Source organism: uncultured Nostoc sp. (genome assembly GCF_937863485.1).
GTDB lineage: Bacteria > Cyanobacteriota > Cyanobacteriia > Cyanobacteriales > Nostocaceae > Nostoc.
The window spans coordinates 1-18448 of the sequence record NZ_CALMFY010000167.1; the positions used below are offsets into that span (position 1 = coordinate 1).

At 39.4% G+C, this 18448-nt stretch carries 12 protein-coding genes and 2 pseudogenes; 2 read left to right on the forward strand and 12 right to left on the reverse strand.

Annotated elements, in window-relative coordinates; translation table 11 throughout:
* Positions 1 to 280 precede the first annotated feature (280 nt).
* The 4 genes and pseudogenes from nifJ to Q0541_RS22435 form a co-directional block, all read right to left on the reverse strand.
* Entirely contained in the window at positions 281 to 3859 is a 3579-nt protein-coding gene (gene nifJ / locus Q0541_RS22420) for a pyruvate:ferredoxin (flavodoxin) oxidoreductase (RefSeq protein ID WP_298915569.1), read from the reverse strand.
* 507 nt (positions 3860 to 4366) lie between these two features.
* The gene (locus Q0541_RS22425; RefSeq protein ID WP_298915572.1) at positions 4367 to 5764 is read right to left on the reverse strand and encodes a Rieske 2Fe-2S domain-containing protein; all 1398 of its coding nucleotides are present in this window, start codon (positions 5762 to 5764) and stop codon (positions 4367 to 4369) included.
* A 515-nt stretch (positions 5765 to 6279) separates the two neighbouring features.
* Positions 6280 to 6681 (reverse strand): annotated as a pseudogene (locus Q0541_RS22430) (ATP-binding cassette domain-containing protein); the annotation flags it as partial.
* A 70-nt stretch (positions 6682 to 6751) separates the two neighbouring features.
* Positions 6752 to 7060: pseudogene (locus Q0541_RS22435) on the reverse strand (FtsX-like permease family protein); the annotation flags it as partial.
* Positions 7061 to 7121: 61 nt separating this feature from the next.
* Between Q0541_RS22435 and Q0541_RS22440 the strand changes: the two are divergent.
* On the forward strand, positions 7122 to 7382 hold the full coding sequence (locus tag Q0541_RS22440; RefSeq protein ID WP_298915576.1) for a hypothetical protein: 261 nt from the start codon (positions 7122 to 7124) through the stop codon (positions 7380 to 7382).
* A 473-nt stretch (positions 7383 to 7855) separates the two neighbouring features.
* The gene (locus tag Q0541_RS22445; RefSeq protein WP_298915579.1) at positions 7856 to 8935 is read left to right on the forward strand and encodes an endo-1,4-beta-xylanase; all 1080 of its coding nucleotides are present in this window, start codon (positions 7856 to 7858) and stop codon (positions 8933 to 8935) included.
* Positions 8936 to 9822: 887 nt separating this feature from the next.
* Here Q0541_RS22445 and Q0541_RS22450 read toward each other — a convergent pair.
* The 8 genes from Q0541_RS22450 to Q0541_RS22485 all read right to left on the reverse strand — a co-directional run bounded on the left by Q0541_RS22450 (position 9823) and on the right by Q0541_RS22485 (position 18446).
* Positions 9823 to 10644 carry a WecB/TagA/CpsF family glycosyltransferase gene (locus Q0541_RS22450; protein WP_298915634.1) on the reverse strand — a complete coding sequence of 274 codons (822 nt, stop codon included), beginning with the start codon at positions 10642 to 10644 and terminating at the stop codon, positions 9823 to 9825.
* Positions 10645 to 10688: 44 nt separating this feature from the next.
* Positions 10689 to 11891, reverse strand: coding sequence for a glycosyltransferase (locus Q0541_RS22455; RefSeq protein ID WP_298915582.1), 1203 nt, complete (start codon positions 11889 to 11891; stop codon positions 10689 to 10691).
* Between the two features lie 11 nt (positions 11892 to 11902).
* The gene (locus Q0541_RS22460) at positions 11903 to 12796 is read right to left on the reverse strand and encodes a glycosyltransferase family 2 protein (protein ID WP_298915585.1); all 894 of its coding nucleotides are present in this window, start codon (positions 12794 to 12796) and stop codon (positions 11903 to 11905) included.
* A gap of 63 nt (positions 12797 to 12859) precedes the next feature.
* On the reverse strand, positions 12860 to 13840 hold the full coding sequence (locus Q0541_RS22465) for a glycosyltransferase (protein ID WP_298915588.1): 981 nt from the start codon (positions 13838 to 13840) through the stop codon (positions 12860 to 12862).
* A 51-nt stretch (positions 13841 to 13891) separates the two neighbouring features.
* Positions 13892 to 14908, reverse strand: coding sequence for a hypothetical protein (locus Q0541_RS22470; protein ID WP_298915591.1), 1017 nt, complete (start codon positions 14906 to 14908; stop codon positions 13892 to 13894).
* 24 nt (positions 14909 to 14932) lie between these two features.
* The gene (locus Q0541_RS22475; RefSeq protein WP_298915594.1) at positions 14933 to 16204 is read right to left on the reverse strand and encodes a glycosyltransferase family 4 protein; all 1272 of its coding nucleotides are present in this window, start codon (positions 16202 to 16204) and stop codon (positions 14933 to 14935) included.
* Positions 16205 to 16252: 48 nt separating this feature from the next.
* Positions 16253 to 17491, reverse strand: coding sequence for an O-antigen ligase (locus Q0541_RS22480; RefSeq protein ID WP_298915597.1), 1239 nt, complete (start codon positions 17489 to 17491; stop codon positions 16253 to 16255).
* Positions 17492 to 17519: 28 nt separating this feature from the next.
* Positions 17520 to 18446: a glycosyltransferase family 2 protein gene (locus Q0541_RS22485; protein WP_298915599.1), complete on the reverse strand. Its 927-nt coding sequence runs from the start codon at positions 18444 to 18446 to the stop codon at positions 17520 to 17522.
* Between the last annotated feature and the right edge of the window lie 2 nt (positions 18447 to 18448).

Genomic DNA, 18448 nt, shown 5'->3' on the forward strand with positions numbered 1-18448 from the left:
AATACCAAGAATTTTAAATGAATATAGATCCATTAATCTTGAAGCCGACTCATTTGAATTGTATATATATTCATTAATATTGCAGCCGACGCATTGGCATTGTAAAGCGATGCATTAACATTGCAGCCGACGCATTGGTATTGCAAAAGATTAGCAAATTTAATTCGCTACGAATTAATGAAATGCTGTATTTAGTAAGTAAAATTGCAATATTTGTGACAAACATCGCGATGTTTATAACCACAATCGCGATGTTTGTCACCAAAACCAGGGTAGATGTTCAGAGAGTGTCGCGCTTTGCCAAATATTGATACATTTGCCAACGTGCATCAACCTCAGCTTGCGCTTGTTCTAACAAGTGCTTGGCAACGTCGGGTTTGCTCTTGGTGAGCATTTTGAAGCGATTTTCTTGATACATCGAATCTTCTACCGATTGCTTAGGCGATCGCATATCCAATTGCAAAGGATTTTTACCCTGGTTGAGCAACTCTGGATTATGCCGATACAGCAACCAACGACCTGATTCTACCAGAGTTTTTTGGTGATTCATCCCTGTGGTCATGTTAATGCCGTGGGCGATGCAATGGCTGTAAGCAATAATTATTGATGGCCCATCATAAGCTTCTGCTTCCAGAAATGCTTTGAGAGTATGTTCATCTCTAGCACCAAGCGCTACACTCGCTACGTAAACATTTCCGTAGGTCATGGCAATCATCCCTAAGTCTTTCTTAGGTGCAGGCTTACCACTGGCGGCATATTTAGCAACTGCTGCTCGTGGTGTAGCTTTAGAAGATTGACCGCCTGTATTAGAATACACTTCTGTATCCATTACTAAGATGTTCACATTTCGACCACTAGCAATTACATGATCGATACCACCAAAATCAATGTCATATGCCCAACCGTCACCGCCAACAATCCAGACGCTTTTTCTCACCAGGTAATCAGCAAGGGATTTGAGATTTTGGATTTTTGATTTGAGATTGGGGTCGAGAGTTACGATTTCATCTAACTTCTGCTGCAACAGTTCTATTCTTTCCCGCTGTTCCCAAATATCAGCTTCAGATTTTTGTTCAGCTTTGAGGATAGAGTAGACAAGGTTTTCATCTATTTCACTCCCCAATTGTTGCAACAATTCTGCTGCAAACTCAGCTTGTTTGTCGAGAGAAAGACGGAAGCCAAAACCGAATTCGGCGTTATCTTCAAATAGATTATTAGACCATGCGGGGCCGCGTCCTTGGGCGTTTGTTGTCCAAGGAGTTGTGGGGAGATTACCGCCATAAATTGAGGAACAACCTGTAGCATTGGCGATGACGGCGCGATCGCCAAACAATTGTGTTAATAATTTCAAATAAGGTGTCTCACCACAACCTGCACAAGCACCAGAGAATTCAAATAAAGGTTCTTGCAGTTGTTGTTGGCGAATCTGGTTTAATTTTAGCGATCGCCTGTCAGGATTAGGCAAACTCAAGAAGAAATCCCAGTTTTTGCGCTCAAGCTCTTGTAAAGGCAACTGCTGTGCCATATTAATCGCTTTCAGCAATGGCTCAGATTTATCTTTAGCAGGGCAAATATTTACACAAATAGTGCATCCGGTACAATCTTCTGGGGCAACTTGAATGGTAAATTTTTGATTGGCAAAGTCTTTATCTTTTGCATCAGTTGACTTGAAGGTTTCTGGTGCATTAACTAACTCATCCTCTTGATAAGCCTTTGCACGGATGGCACTGTGCGGACAAACCATGACGCACTTACCACATTGTATGCAGACATCCGGCTCCCATACAGGTATCTCTTCGGCAACGTTACGTTTTTCCCACTTGGCAGTACCTACGGGAAAGGTGCCATCAACGGGTAGTGTGCTAACAGGTAAGTCATCACCTTCCCAGACCATGATTTTGCCCAGAACTTCCCGGACAAATTCGGGAGCGGAGTCTAGCAATTTTGGATTTTGGATTTTGGATTTTGGATTGTTGATTGTCTGTGGTACATGTACTTTATGCAAGTTGTCTAAGGTGTTGTCTACAGCTTGCAAATTCATGCGGACAACTTCTGCGCCTTTTTTACCATAAGTCTTGTCAATCGCTTGTTTGATTTTAGTGATCGCTTCTTCTTGTGGCAAGACACCCGCTAAGGCAAAGAAGCATACCTGCATAATAGTGTTAATTCTCCCACCCATGCCACTTTCGCGGGCAACCTCGCTAGCATTGATGGTATATAACTTCAAATGCTTATCGATAATTTGCTGCTGCACTTTGAACGGCAGATTTTCCCAAACGCTATCTGCATCATAGGGACTGTTAAGCAGCAAAGTCGCCCCAGGAATAGCAGTCTTCAAAATATCTATGCGTTCTAAAAATCCCCAGTGATGACAACCAATAAAGTTGGCTTGGTCAATTAGGTAGGTGGAGCGAATTGGCTCTTTACCGAAACGTAGGTGAGAGACGGTCATTGAGCCAGATTTCTTGGAGTCAAAGACAAAGTAGCCTTGGGCGTAATTGTCGGTTTCTTCACCAATAATCTTGATGGAGTTTTTGTTAGCCCCAACAGTGCCATCAGCACCTAATCCATAGAACATTGCCCGAACAACATTATCCGATTCAGTGGAGAAATTAGGGTTAAAACTCAAGGAAGTATGACTAACGTCGTCATTAATCCCAATAGTAAAGTGATTTTTCGGTTTAGCTTGAGCAAGGTTGTCAAAAATGCCCTGCACCATCGCCGGAGTAAATTCCTTAGAAGAAAGACCGTAACGACCACCAATGATTTTAGGGAATGAGAGAGTATTTTCTCCCCCTGCTCCCCACGCCTCATGGATAGCAGCTACAACATCCAAATACAACGGTTCCCCGGCGCTACCTGCTTCTTTGGTGCGGTCAAGAACTGCGATCGCTTTTACACTAGTTGGCAATACTGCAACAAACCTTTGGACATCAAAGGGGCGGTAAAGTCGCACTTTCACTACACCAAGTTTTTCACCACGGGCGTTAAGATAATCTACTGTTTCATGGACGGTTTCACAGCCTGAACCCATAAGAACGATAACGCGATCAGCATCGTTGGCCCCGTAATATTCATAGATTTGATAATGCCTTCCCGTGCATTCTCCAAATTCATCCATGATCCGCTGGACAATTTCTGGACAAGCATTGTAGTAAGGGTTAGCGCCTTCACGTCCTTGGAAGTAGACATCGGGGTTTTGGGCAGTACCCCGCAAGACTGGACGATCTGGGGTGAGCGCACGGCTACGGTGGGCGAGTATCAGGTGATCGTGGATGAGCGATCGCAAATCGCTATCTGAGAGCAGTTTCACCTTCTGCACTTCATGTGATGTGCGGAAGCCATCAAAGAAGTGCATAAACGAGACTCGCGCTTCTAAGGTAGCAGCATGGGCGATGAGAGCAAAATCTTGACTTTCTTGCACCGAAGCCGAACACAGCAAAGCAAAACCAGTAGCACGAGCTGCCATCACATCGCTATGATCGCCAAAAATTGATAAAGCGTGGGTAGCCAGAGAGCGGGCGGCAACGTGAACCACAGCGCTAGTCAGTTCACCAGCAATTTTGTATAAATTGGGTATCATCAACAATAATCCCTGAGATGCCGTGAAGGTGGTACTCAAGGAACCTGTTTGCAATGCCCCATGCACAGCACCTGCGGCTCCTCCCTCGCTCTGCATTTGCACGACACTGGGAACAGTACCCCAGAGGTTGGGACGACCTTCTGCTGACCAAGCATCTGCCCATTCACCCATTGCTGAAGAGGGGGTGATCGGATAAATGGCAATCACTTCATTTAATTTGTAAGCAACACGGGCGACAGCCTCATTCCCGTCGATGGTTGCAAAAGTTTTGTTCATAATATGATTTTTGTCCCCGCCTCTAAGCTGCATTATCAGAACACGTGAATATAAGAATCAGAAATAGCCCGAACTAGAAAGTGAGTGGATTATATGCATTCAAGATTTATCACTAGGATTTACTCTGTGTTTAAAGGATAATTTACTGATGGCTTTTAGCTCTTAAATTAACTTTCAACAAATACTGCATCTATTAATATCTCATCTGCAATATTGCATCTATTAATATGTATTAATAATGTACTCAATAACTGAAGTCTTTGTTTGATAATACTTTCAGGCAGTTTCTTCTTTTTTGTGGGGTATAGGGTCGGGAATCTCTGATACAAAATATTCCCGAAATGAGGAAATTTACCAAAATGAGGAAATCTTATTGACTTTTGACTTCTCAATTCGACCACAACATAAATCTCCATTTGCTTGTAAGACAAAGCAGCCTCCAAAGTTTGGAGGCTCGCCACAAGAGATTTGTTGACAAATAATGCTTATTGAGTTTGAGCTATAAACTCACTTTTCTGCATTGCTACCATAAAGTTTGACCAAAGGTAAACCTTTATTGGGAATACTACTAAGAAAAAGTTGTTTAATATCGTTCGATTTATACGATAATAAAGAACTCAAGACTGCAATGATCGTTGATATCAATACCAAACTTAGATGAAGACCAGTCAAGATAAAAACCAATGTTAAAAGTGCAAATATCAAAGTGCAAATATTAGAAAATCTTTGTACCTTTTCTATAAGAACCAGAGAATTACGACAACTTGGACAATGCTTTGTATGTCTATGCCATCGGTCATATAGTTGTTCATCATTCAATTGTTTAAAACTGCCTTCTACACACCCTTGCCATGAAGGACTACCTCCAGCAAATTCGTCTAGCCATTTTCTGAAAGTTATAATACCCACATCAGCCGGAGAAGGCATAAAGTATGCCTTTTGCCATTTTGTATCTAACAATGACTGATTCACTTCCTGAGAATGCATAGCTGATAAATCTTGGTCACTTAACTTGTACGTGGATAAGTGCTGTAACCCAGTTTGTAAATCCTTTGGAAGAATCTCTAACCAAAAATTTCTTTTAACTAAACTTCCATCAGAAATAAACTTGCCTATGTACCTACAGTAACCTGGTTGTGTAGGAACAAAATACAACTGAAAAATATTAGTTTTGCCGTTGGGGTAACGATATATCGTAGTATTAGAAGAGGGTGGAATAAACTTCCGCATCGCTTCCATATCTTTGTTGAAGAGATTGTAGCCTTGATGTTTGAGAGTAAAACCTTCTTGAGCAGATATTTCTCCAACAGATTCAAAATGTTCCATAGGCACAGCTGTTTTAGGTGAAAAAATACCTATTCCTTCATGAAGAAATTCTGCATGAGAAGGATCAAAAGTACTTTCAACAGATACGGTATAACCAACAGGAACTTCTGTCATGTGCCAGGAAGTAGAAGATATATCTAGTTCGGACTCAGGTATGATTGCTGGCTGCTTGGAGTTACAATCCTCAAAGGCTGTTGAACTATCATCTGGCCATACCCAAAGCAATTCTTGGGTAACTTGTGTAGGATATGTAGTAACTCTTGACCTTAAACTATCACAAGCAGTTACTTCTGCTTGGCTACCAGCCAACATGGGAATATGAATGCATTTCCCTTCACTGTTAAAACACCAACCGTGATGTCTACACATTAAGTTTCCATCTTCAGTGATGCTTCCCATAGATAGTCGCACCAACTTATGAGGACAAACATCATCCATTACTATCCACTTTTGATTTTTGTCTCTCCAAATCACCAGCTTTTTCCCCAGAAGAGTGATAGGAGTGGGATTCAAAATATCTAAGTAGCTTAAAGGGATAATAGGATACCACTGTTTAGCCCATGAGAACTGAGTTGTCATAACAAGAGCTAGAAACCTAATTTATAAAACTATATTAGTACACTAAGCCGTTGAACGATTTTTGCTGAATGAATCAAAGGCGACGCCGATAGCGAAGCGTTAGCGAGTCTTCGAGCGTCATAGCCCGTCGTAGACATCGCAAGCTTTCGGCTCAAGGATACACCAAAGTGAATGCGTGAATTACTCAAATGAGAAAGCAATCAAGCATTTAAAGAAAGCAATATGCCATTTTGCTTGCTGAATCTACCGAAATGAGAAAGCAATCAGGCATTTTGAGAAAGCAATATGCCTGATTGCTTGCTGAATTTACCGAAATGCTTGCTGAATCTACCGAAATGAGAAAGCAATCAAGCATTTTGAGAAAGCAATATGCCTGATTGCTTGCTGAATCTACTGAAATGAGAAAGCAATCAGGCATTTTGAGAAAGCAATTAGGTATTTCGCTTATTAAATTCGACTTTATCTTTACTTTTAGTTTATAAATGACCTCTAAGCAGCCATTATTACAACTATTTTCAGGTAAATAGACCACATTGTAAGGGCACATAAATGATGCGATCGGCAATATCGAAAATGCGATTATCGTGGGTAACTAGCAAAATCGTACAGCCTTGTTCTTTAGCTAGCTTCTGCATTATTTCTACAACATCGCGCCCAGATTTTTTGTCAAGTGCAGCAGTGGGTTCATCTGCTAAGACAATCTTAGGATGGCTGACTAAGGCACGAGCGATGCCTACGGCGGGCTACGCCAACGCTACCCGTTGCTTTTGCCCTCCAGATAGTTTCTCTGGGTAGTAATCTACACGATCTGCTAAACCGACAGTTGACAAAATTGCGATCGCTTTGGCGTCAATATCTTGATTCAAAAAATCGTCATGCAACTCTAAGGACATTCGCACATTTTCTCTTGCGGTTATTAATTGTGTACAATACACTCTTGCTTAGGGCGTTAAAAAAACTCTCTATTCTAACTCCTGACTATTGACATTAAAAAACATCCGCCGGGTCAGCAGTTCGTAACTTCCGCATAGCGATCGCCCCAGAAACACTACACATGATCACGGTCAAAATCCAAACTTGTATTGCCCGTTCCATTTTCATAAAAATAGGAAGCATTGTGGCAGCGTAGGTGACTTGATACAATCCAAAAGAAAGGATGAATCCAGGAAGAAAACCTAAGATAGCTAATAACAATGCTTCTTGAATTAGGACTCTTAAGAGATAGTTATCAGTGTATCCCATTGCTTTGAGGGTGGCGTATTCTGGCAAGTGGTCAGAAACATCAGAGTAAAGGATATGTCCCGCCATCGGTGCTTTGATGTAGGCTCCCGCCAACTCGGTTTGGGCATGTTTGAGTGTGGCGATCGCATTTTCAACTTCTGTCTTGGCTGCGGCTACATCTACAGGTCGGACTTCTGCAATACTGGTGAGTGTGGCTTTGGCTTCACTAACTTGTTTGCTACCAGTGGCATTAGTGCGGGTGAGTGCTGCTTTGGCTTCAGCTAATTGTTTACTAGCAGTGGTGTTAATCCGGTTGAGAACTGCTTTGGCTTCGTCTACTTGCTGTTTGGCAATATCTCAATACAGTTCAGTTAAGAATAATTGTAGGTTGGGTTGAACGTAGACAAAGGAGGCGGATTAAGGCACGTCTAGGTTGGGTTTCGTTTCTCAAACGCTACTTGCTTCTCTTTTGGCGTTAGCCTCTCCCAATGTGATAAGGGGAGACGCGCAAGGGACAAGTCGGGAAACCCGCTTGGGCACTGTGGCTCCCCAACCTACACAATATATTTTATGTGGCTCTAACCCAAGCGTATTGCCGTATATCTGGATGAAGACCGATAAATACTTAGAATTCTTTGTTAATATTAGTACAATATATTTTAAAAAAGTTACTGAAGAGGGAGACAAACAGTAGCTTTAGCTCTTTGGAATACAATGGTTTTGTGGGAATCATTACTAAACCCCCAAAAAGTATCAAAAATTATTCTGTAATATAATAAACTATGTGTTTTTTATTAAATACAATTTATGCCTTATCGGAGAAAATTTTTAACAAGAGCAGGATATACTACCCTTTCTGCCTTATTGACTATGGGGTTTTTACAAAAGGATAAGCAAAGAGAAGACCAGAGCACGAATTCTATCGCAGCAAATAATCCAATTAAAAATGTAAATTCTCCACTTCGGCAATTAGCTGCCGCCAAAGGAAAGCGTTATGGCACAGCAATTGATGGTGACTTTTTGCGAAAAGAGAAGGATTACGCTGACCTGATTGCTCGTGAATGTTCGATTGCGACACCAAATGGTGAATTAAAATGGGCCGGCACTGAACCAGAGCCAGGAAAATTTACCTTTGAATCAGCAGATGCGATCGCCAATTTCTGCCAAAAGCATAATATGACAATGCATGGTCATACCCTTTTTTGGCACTTGTCAAAACCAGACTGGGTTCCTTACCCCCCTACTCTTAAAATGCTCGAACGCCATGTTACTGGTGTCATGGGGCATTATCGCAAGAGTCCGGTTTTAAAATCTTGGGATATTGCCAACGAAATTATCGCTGATACTCCAGATGGAACTGACAACCGCTATGGTTTGCGTAGAGGGGTAAAACCAGAATTGATTAGAGACTTATTTTTAATAGCAGCTGAAGTTGATAGAAATAAGAAATTTTGCCTAAATGATTTTGGCATTGAAGGCGCTACATGGAAATCAGACCATTATTTAAAAATGGTGGAATATCTGAAAAATAATGGGGTCAAACTTGACTGGGCAGGTCTGCAATCGCATCTATGGTTTTCTAAGAACTATCCTTTTGACGAGAAAGGATTTAGTAGCGTCTTAAAACGGTTAAAAGACCTGGAAGTTAAACCAGTAATCACTGAATTAGATATTATTATTGATACTCCATTTCCTGATAGTATTGAAAAGCTCGATCAAATGGTAGCGGATGGTTACAAGCGATTTCTTGAGCTGTGCTTTGCAGGTGGAGTTGATACCGTGATTACATGGGGAATTACTGATCGTCACACCTGGATACGTTATCCTCAATGGATGCCACAAAAATACAAGGATAATCCAGAGTTCCAGAAATTTCTGCGTCCGCTTCCCTTCGATGAGAACCTGAAACCTAAACTTGCCCGCAAGGCTATTGCTCAAGCTTTTCAATAAGCAACTTATACTCGCACCCAGATGTAAATAGCGCTTTTAAGTGTCATTCTGAACGAAGTATGTGGCGAGATTCTTCCTTATTTACAAGGATGAAAGTTGAATAAAACATCTTGACTGTAGCGCTTTTCGTTTGTACGCAATCCACTTTGACCTCTCTCCTAAAAGGAGGAGCCACTACGTTGGGAAGCCAGCGCGGTCTTCTCCCATTCGTGAGAGGCTAGCGCCTGCCGTAGGATGCCCTTTTCAAGAGCGTCTCCTGTCTTGAGAAGGGCTGTACATGAACGACTGGCGTCCGGCTCTGCCGACGAGCCTTGCATGTGGCATCAGAGGCTTTGAATTTACTCCCCAACGCTACAAGGGTTGGGGCGGTTCTTGTTAGGTCTGTATTGCGTTCAATTGAGAAGTATTATAATTAATGATTAAGCCTTATACCATTTCTTTGTGAGGCTGCGCCAAATTTTCTTGGCTTCTTATTTTCTTTCTTTGTGTCCTACCCTACGGTCAGCCACTTCTCAACTCTTGGAGAGGCTGCACCCTAAGCAAACGCAAGAGCGTCTCTAAGAGTTGCGATGCCGCAGGCTTTACGAGGCGCTTTGCGTAGCTTGCTTCTCCGTAGGAGTACGTGTCTATGCGTTCAACTCTTGGAGACCCAACTCTTAGAGAGGCTGGCGCTTAGGGCGTAGCTATGCCGCAGGCTTTACGGCATGGTTCGACTGCGTTCACCAGCCGCTCAGGGCATCGCGCTGCGCGTAGCTTGCTTCTTTGCAGGAGTATGCGGTTCGTTCCTCATATAGTTTGGCGCATCTTCATACAGAATTGGTATTACCAGTATTTTATAAATTCATGACGAATTGAGCGACCTACTGGTAAGGCCTGGCGAGACTCAATCACGCTACAAACTTGTGAAATCTTGTACTAAGAAATAGCAGCATTTTATTTCTTTTTTGTTTACTTGAAATACTCCAAATTTCTCGTAAAAATAATGTGCCAACAAACCAAGGCTCAAGTAAGTAACGTCTCCAAAGTCTTTTAGGTTCACACAACAAGCGATACAACCATTCCAAGCCGACCTTTCCCATCCAGCGAGGAGGAGTGGGTATTGCTCCTGATACATAGTCCATGCAGGCTCCACTAGTCAAAATGGTGTTGGTGTGAATATGTTCAAGATTTTCGGAAATCCAATACTCTTGGCGTGGCATACCCATCCCCACCATTAATATATGGGGTTTGTAAGCATTAATTGCAGCCAGAGTGGCAAGATTTTCTTGACTATCTTTATTCATATCAATGTAGCCATGAGCGCAAGAAATCTGTAAACCAGGAAATCTCTGACGCAAAATACTTGCTCCTTGTTCAGCAACTCCTGGCTTTGAACCTAAATAAAATACACGCCAGTCTTTATCAGCTGCTTCTGCCATCAGAGGCCATACCCAGTCAGCATAGGTTACTCTTTGTTCTCGTTTCATTGGAAAACCCAACAGCTTTCCAATAAACAATAGAGGCATACCATCAATGTGGATATATTCTGCCTTGGCATAAAAAGCTTGCATTGTTGGATCATTATGGAAGAGATAAAGACTATGCAAGTTGTGATTAGCAATAATCAATTTCTGATTTTGCTCAATAGATTCTTTAATCAAAAAATTCAACTCAGGGATAGAAAGGGCATCCACTTGAATACCAAGAAGTTTATAAGATGAAGTCCGGATCATAAATTTTTTTAGTATTAGATTATATGAGTAAAGGTTTAATACTACTGAGTATGCGATCGCTGTTTTTTCAAGATTTGTTCAGCACCTTCAACTAAGTTCTGTACTCTAGCAGCCCAACTGTGATGATTTACTATCTCAATACAAGCAAATTGTCCCATTTCTGCCAGTGTTTCTCTTTTCTGATAAGCTTCCAATAAGGTACGTTTTAAATCATTTTTATCACCTGGTTTAAATAGGAAACCTGTTTTGCGATCGCAAATCAACCGTTTAGCATCTTCAAAAGCTGATGCTATGACTGGTTTAGCCATTGCCATGTATTCATAAAGTTTCATAGGTGAAAGATACATTTTCCCCATTTTTAGTTGAACTTGCCCAGAGTAACCAACATCAAATCCAGCGATATACTGGGGTACTTCTAGCCAAGAAACTCGACCTATAAAAGCTACATAAGGCGAAATACCTAATTCTTGACTCTGCTTTTCCCAAGCAGATTTCATTGCACCATCGCCTACTACTACCAACGAAATGTCTAAGCCTTCGGCTCGTAATTCAGATATTGCTTCTACTAATAAGTCTAAACCAGCCCAAGCATATAAACTACCTATAAAACCTATAGTAAAACCTGAAAATATTCGCTTGGGGACATGTATTTTAGGATTAATAAAATCAATATCAACTCCGTTTGGTATCAAGACAATTTTTTCACTTGAAATTCCAAAATCCTCTACTAAAATTTCTTTTAAAGTTTCACTTCCACAGGCTAAAACATCACATTTTTGATATGCTCTAATTTCCATCCATTGAGCTAATCTATACAGGATCAATGCTTTTCGTTCTGCTTTTGCTTCATAAAAAAGTAATGCTTCAGCTTGCAAAATCCAAGGTATTCCCTGACGTTGGAATATCCAGCCCAAACATTGCAAAGTCGCAGCGTACTCATAGACCCAATCAACTTGATTTTTAAGTTCTTGGTAGCTTCTCCAGGAGTTAATGACACCAAGCCCGATACGCATAAAATCTACTGCTAAGGTGTAGAAAAATCCTTTGCTGATTAATTCACCAGAACCATTCGCCGACCATTTTTTTGAAACTTTATCTCCGACAATAAATGTTTCGATTTTCCACTCAAGTGTTTGAAAGCCCTTCAGGATTCCTAAAATTCGGGAACGGGGCCCAGACATTTCTGCATCAGGATGTGTTGAAATCCGAGGTGCTGCCGCTAAAAAACCAAGCCGTCGCTGCATTTTGGAACTCCTTAAGGTTGCGAACTACTTTGTGGAATTTCTTCTGCAAATGTGGGAGATGCAGCCAAGTTTTTGTAACCAATAATGGCTCGGAGATAAGGTAAACACCAATAAATTACCCAGAAAAACCCAGAATGGCGACGACAGAATTCAGTCCAAGGTTTGAGTGGAAATGCTTTGACTTGAATTACCTTTCTTAAGCGTTCTAAAACAGATAATTTTGTATCTACCCAACTATTGCGGATTGAGTTTTTACCACAGGTTCCGACATATCCAGGTACAACCCATATCGAGCAACCATTCTTTCTTGCTCTCAAACCATAATCTAGGTCTCCTAAACTGTGGATAAATGCTGCATCAAGATTCCCTACTTTCTTTACAACCGCACGAGGAATTAGCACGCAGTTACCAAACATCGTGTCACATTCTTGAAAAACCTGAGTTGAGCCTAAAAATTCATATTTATTAGAGTACCATTTGCAAGATTTCACTGCACCGCCGTATGAAGCTTCTCTTGTTATTGAATCTTGAGTCGTACCAACTAATATTGAATTTTCTCGGACAGATTCTAATAATTGTTGATGAAGCGTCGATAGACGTTCTAGGGTGTTTGATTCTAGTATTGTGTCGTCATTCAACCAGAGATAATAGTCATAATCTTTTTGCATTGCTTCAGCAAACGCTAGTCTCATTCCTCCCACCCAGAATAGATTCCCATTGCCTTGAAGAATCTGGACTTGTGGATAAAAAACTTTCACTGCCTTTGAAGTGCCGTCATAACTTCCATCATCGGTTAAGTAAACATCAAAAGACTTTGTTTGTTGAGCTAAGGCACGCAGACAATTCAGAGTTGTCTCACGCCTGTTAAAACAAGTCATTATTACTGCTAACTGTGGTTGCTTCATGGAGTATTTTTTATGATGTTAATCTAATTTTATAAAACAAAAATTAAAGGCTTGTTTCGTTTGTTAGATAGAAAAAAGCTCTTGAAAATCTTTCCAATTATATTTATGCAATTCTTCTAATTTTATATATCGAGATTGAATGCCATTCGGCGCAGCAAAGTATTTTTCCCTCATGACATCTGGTTGTATTTTTCTACCACCTTCTTGTTCAATAAGATTAGCGATATAAGTGCAATAAGCTAACCTCCAATCATTCATTTTTTTCAGAGTTTGTTCTCGAATCTTTTTTGGGTCAGGTGCTAACTGTTTTAAAGTTTGCACAGCTTCAGCAACTTTCTCAGACTCTGGAGCAACAATAACGGAGTTCTCAGGAGTAAAAAATTCATCTCGTCCACCTTTACTTGGAGTACTGACAACAGGAATTCCGCACAGTAAGTACTCGCTTGATGCTAAATTTGCTCCTTCGACTGCTGAAAGAATCAAACCGACAGAGGATTGATTATACTTTTTTGCTAACTCTGTACGTGCAATAAATTCTTTGTTAAAATCTGCATATTTCAATTCCGGACAGAATTTATGTAAGTCACCACCATAGGATACAACCATCAATTTCTCTACGTTTTTTGCCAGCCAAAGACGCTTTGATTGATTGAGTTGTGCCGTGTAAATTGCATCATAAAGCTTTGGTTGCTCGATAACTTGATATAAATATTCATTAATATAAAAATTTTGGTTGAAGTGCGCTCCACGAATTAAAAAACGTTTTCGCAATTCTTCTTCATCTGACGCATTTACCATTAAGTGATGCGTTCTTCCCTCAACGCCATGTATGGTTGCTTTTATCTTTCTTAGTAAAATTTGCTTAGGTGTTCCACACCACCCAGGGATATGTTCTAAAACGTGTTTAGGACGAAACCATTTAGGTAGAGGTTGATATGTGATTTTGCTTTTTTCGTAAACCACTCCCCCCAGTAAAGGATAGCTTCCAAGAAAGGAAACAATAAGCGGCCGAGTACTAAAAATATAAAAACCGTGAAATAACATTTAAATACTTTGCCTCAATTAAGTATGTAACTCAAAGGTGATAATAATCATTTAAAACTTTGCAATTTTTTCTATCCAATTACTCACTTGACTATTCAATTTAAACACGCGTAGCTTTTGTTCTATTTTCCTCACAGTCAACATATATCGGTGCATTACTGATGTGCGCGGCATCTTATATCTAACAACTCCTTCGCATAACCATTGATATTTATCTGAACTTCGATTAAAGTTTTTTAAGCTTTGAATTTGTGAATTCCAATCATTATAAAAAAACAAATTAAAATAATGTATCGACACTATGTCATCCCAAGCTTTAAGTCTTGATTCTTTAGATAAGCGATTGTGTAAAGGTAATGGATAACTGTAAGCAGAAGAAAAATGAGAAATATTTTCTTCCAGCGAGCATAAAGTCACAGATAAGACTGACTGTTCCACAAAATAAATCCCTTGAGGAGGGGTAATATTCATACGCATTACCTTCTCAAAGTTTTCTTTCCAGGCAGTAAATATACCTACACTCCTTCTTACAGCAACCAAACCAGAATTCCAGTAGGCTCTGATTTTTTTATTACCAATTGGTGTGTCAACAAATACCTCACGCTTCACATTCAGCACTTCATATAGTTTTTGCCAGTACCATTCTTGAGGGTCTCGCAGACCTGTAGAACCAATTCCTTGACCATACTCAGGACGTATGCGAATGTTACAATTTACTGGCAATAAAAATTCCTTTGGCTCATAAAAAAAGCATTTGTCACTGTCTAAAAAAACTAATATTTCTGCATCGATATGTTGTTCGGCATAGCCACAAACCAGAGGTTTATTGGCTAAATAATATTCATGAAATTCTTGATTGATAGGAACTTGTTGATGAGTCACCTGCAACGCTTCAAATGCTTGTTGGGTTTGCTTTGATATCGGTTCACCCACTCTAGGATGAAAACTATATATAGGTGTATTTTTCAATTCACCGCAGAACTTACGAATACTTTCTGCAAGCATCAAAGATTGACCTTGTAAACGACCAGGTTCTGTACAAATTATAAACGCTATAGGTATTGACATATTATGAAGTGTTTATTTACTAAGTTAATTAATAAATGAAGATTTATTTGCCATAAACAATATTTCTTGAAACAAAACTGAATAACGACGTGCTTGAAGTTCCAAAGTGAATTCTTGTTCGGCTTTCTCACGAGCATAGAATGACAGCTTGTGCAATCTCTGCTCATTTTCAAGTACCCAGGTAATTCCTTTAGCAAAATCCTCAACTTCATAAGGTTTAGCTAAATACCCGTTCTGCTGATGATCAACAATATCTTTTAAGCCAGTAGAATTAAACGCAACAACTGGAGTACCACAAGCGAGTGATTCAGAAGCTGTCTGTCCAAAAGACTCTTGAAGAGACGGTACAAGCATCACATCAGCTGCTGAGTAAACAGTTGCTAAAGATATATCATCGTGTAAGTGTCCCAAATAGTGTGTTTTTAAGCCCAAATCAGGTGGATTATCGGGTTGAGATGCTCCAAAAATCACAACTTCTAAGTCATCCTTCCAGCCAGATTTACTCAATTCTTGTAGAGCTGGTTGCAACAAATGAAATCCTTTATTTCTATCGCTTGTTGCTTCTATCGCTCCAAACAGTATCAGCTTCTTATCTTGGGGTAGATTGAGTGCTTCTCGTGCAAAATGTTGATTAATCGGTCGATATTTTTGAGTATCCAGTCCGTGGGGAATTACCTCAACTCGCAAATTTTGAAACAAAGAACTGGAATGAGCGCGCTGCGCTAACCAATGACTTGGTGAAACTAAAGTTAAATTCAAATTTTTCCAAGCTTTTACTTTGCGTTGCCATACCCAACGGGATAAATCCCATTCTTTACCACTGTTGAGTTGAGGACAAGCTCCACAGGATACTTTATAGCGATCGCATTCTCCAGTAACGTGACATCCGCCAGTAAACCCCCACATGTCATGGAGAGTCCAAACTAGAGGACGCTTCAGTTTAGGGAATGTTTCTATCTGCATAAAACCTGCACTAATCCAATGCAAATTAATTATGTCTGGATTAATCTGAGCAACTTTAGGAATAACTCTATCTGGCAACCATTGAATGAAAAATGGAGTCTTTTTCTTTTGAGGATAAAGCTTTAATGGTAAACTTTCAATTGTCAACTTTGCCTTAGCAATGCCTTGAAAGAGTTTAATATTAGGTGCAATTACTGTTTTATCATTACTATATTTTTCCTGAACTAACATTTTTGATTCTAGTCCTATATCCTCTAAACCTGTATGCAAACGATATGCAGCCCTCGCTGCACCTCCACTAATATCATTGGTACTAATATGTAAAACTTTCATTTTTATTAACTTTATAATCACTAAAATTATTTCTGACTGCGATAATAGCTAATCGACTAAAATATTTTTATGATTTCGTTGATATTCAAGAGTCAAAGATAACGACGTTGTGACATACATTAACCAATTCCAACTAGGAGTTAATAATCTGGCTTCTGAGAAATTCACTATGACAATGATAAGTAGCATCTGCATTGGCCAATAATCTTCCGGTTTTTTGGCGATATAAATAATTCGAGTCAATGCCATTACAAAAAACCGGACAAACCCTGCTACAAAAGTCAAAAAACCTAATAACCCTAATTCTAACAATAGTTCTAAAAAACCATTGTGAGCATTACTTGCCCAATCATAAGTAGCTCTGAGATTAGATGCAGTATTACTAGTCCAAAATCCTGAAAATCCATAACCTAGCCAAGGTCTTTCCAAAATCTTGGAAATCACTAGCCCCCAGAGGTCAGAGCGTCCATTGAATGTAAGGTCTTTACCAGAAGTACCAACTACAGTTTCAGCATTATTGAGAAGTAATATTGAAAAAATAATGAGTAACATTAAAGCTGAAGTTATCATAATAACTTGTAATTTATAATTAGTTTTTTTCAGGGATTTGTAGAAAGGTAAAAATAATATCATTGCTAATAGGATCGTTAAAGATGTTGTTGAACGTGAGAGAATAATTAGACATATAGATATCCCACATAGTGCCCACATCAACCAGCGATATTGATGGCTACTAAGAGCAAGGTGTAAAAAGACTCCTGCGCTCCAAGCCATCATGTAACCTAATTCATTTTTATGACCAAAAATTCCGCTCCACATATTTACTAATTCAGGTGATTGGTGAATATAACCTGGCATGAATGCAGAGAATATCATAGATAATAATGCCGCTACACCAAGTGCCCAAGCTATTAGCCTCATTTGTTCCCTAAGGGGATAACGCATTGCCAAATAGATTGCAATAAAATATATTCTGATTAGACCTTTTATATCTTTTAGAGTAGAACTTAGGTCTTCTGACCACAATATAGAAAATATAACTATTGTTAGTAAAAAAAACTCTAATGGACTTTTGGTAATTACATAAATAAAACCTTTCCAGTATAAACTTATGAAATAAAATAAAATTAAATATGAAACTATATTCAAGAAAGTATCTACCTTATCGCCTCCAAGGGTAGACATAGAAATTTCTTGTGCAGGGTGGATTGTTAATGCCCCTACAGCAATGAGTAATAGCAAAATAGTTAATATTTTTTCTGTTAATTTTACCTTCATTGCTGACATTTAATTTGTTAATTTACTAAATATATTACTATTTTTTGATCGTTGAGTAATTCAATCTTTTCTTCACTTCCTCTTTAAAAATATCCAATGCAGTTGCTTTATAGACTGTTTTTTGGGTAAATTTATCTGCCTCTATATTCCTCACAATAAACGGTGGATGTTTTAAAGGAAATTCCATCGCTTGCATCGGCATATTGATGAAGGAAAATTCTTGATTGGAAGTGAAATGAGTTGCGTCTGCACCAACACCAACATTAGAGATTAAATTAATATTGGGAATAATACTTAAGCTACCTTGTATCCAGCAAGCAAATGTCCATTGGTAATCCCAGGTTATACCTGTAGGATTGTTATAAACAGATTGAAATATTCGTCGCCAAAAATTTACTGCTTTTGGGTCTATAAGAATATCATGTAAAAGATTTTCTGCTTGTACCTCTTTCCAGAGTTTGATGGTCAAATCATAATGTTGCCAAGCACGTCTCCAACTTGCCCAACCCCAGCAGTGGTTATAGCGAGAAAAATAGTAACTGTAATTTGTGTGTTTTCGTCCCAATTGAAGATTTTGAGCAGAGATTGTCGCGATTCTAGTATCGTTTCTATATTTTTCCAGCAGTTCTTCACTAAATCTGAAAAATGTTGGGTGAGGGATACAATCATCTTCTAAAATAATTGCCTCTTCAACATTATTAAATACCCAATCTAAACCACTAGATACTCGTTTTGCACAACCTAAGTTGATATTAGAATAATTCTTGATCACTTCGCAGTCCCAATCAACTCTCTCGATGATTGCCCGAGTTGCTTCACACTTTTCTGCTTCACCTTCACGGTCAGTGCGGGGACCATCTGCAATTACAAAAAGTTTTGTTGGCTTGGCTTGGCGAATAGCATTAAAAACTTTCTCTGTTGTTTCTGGGCGCTTGAAAATAATAAAAGTTACTGCTGTTTGCATAA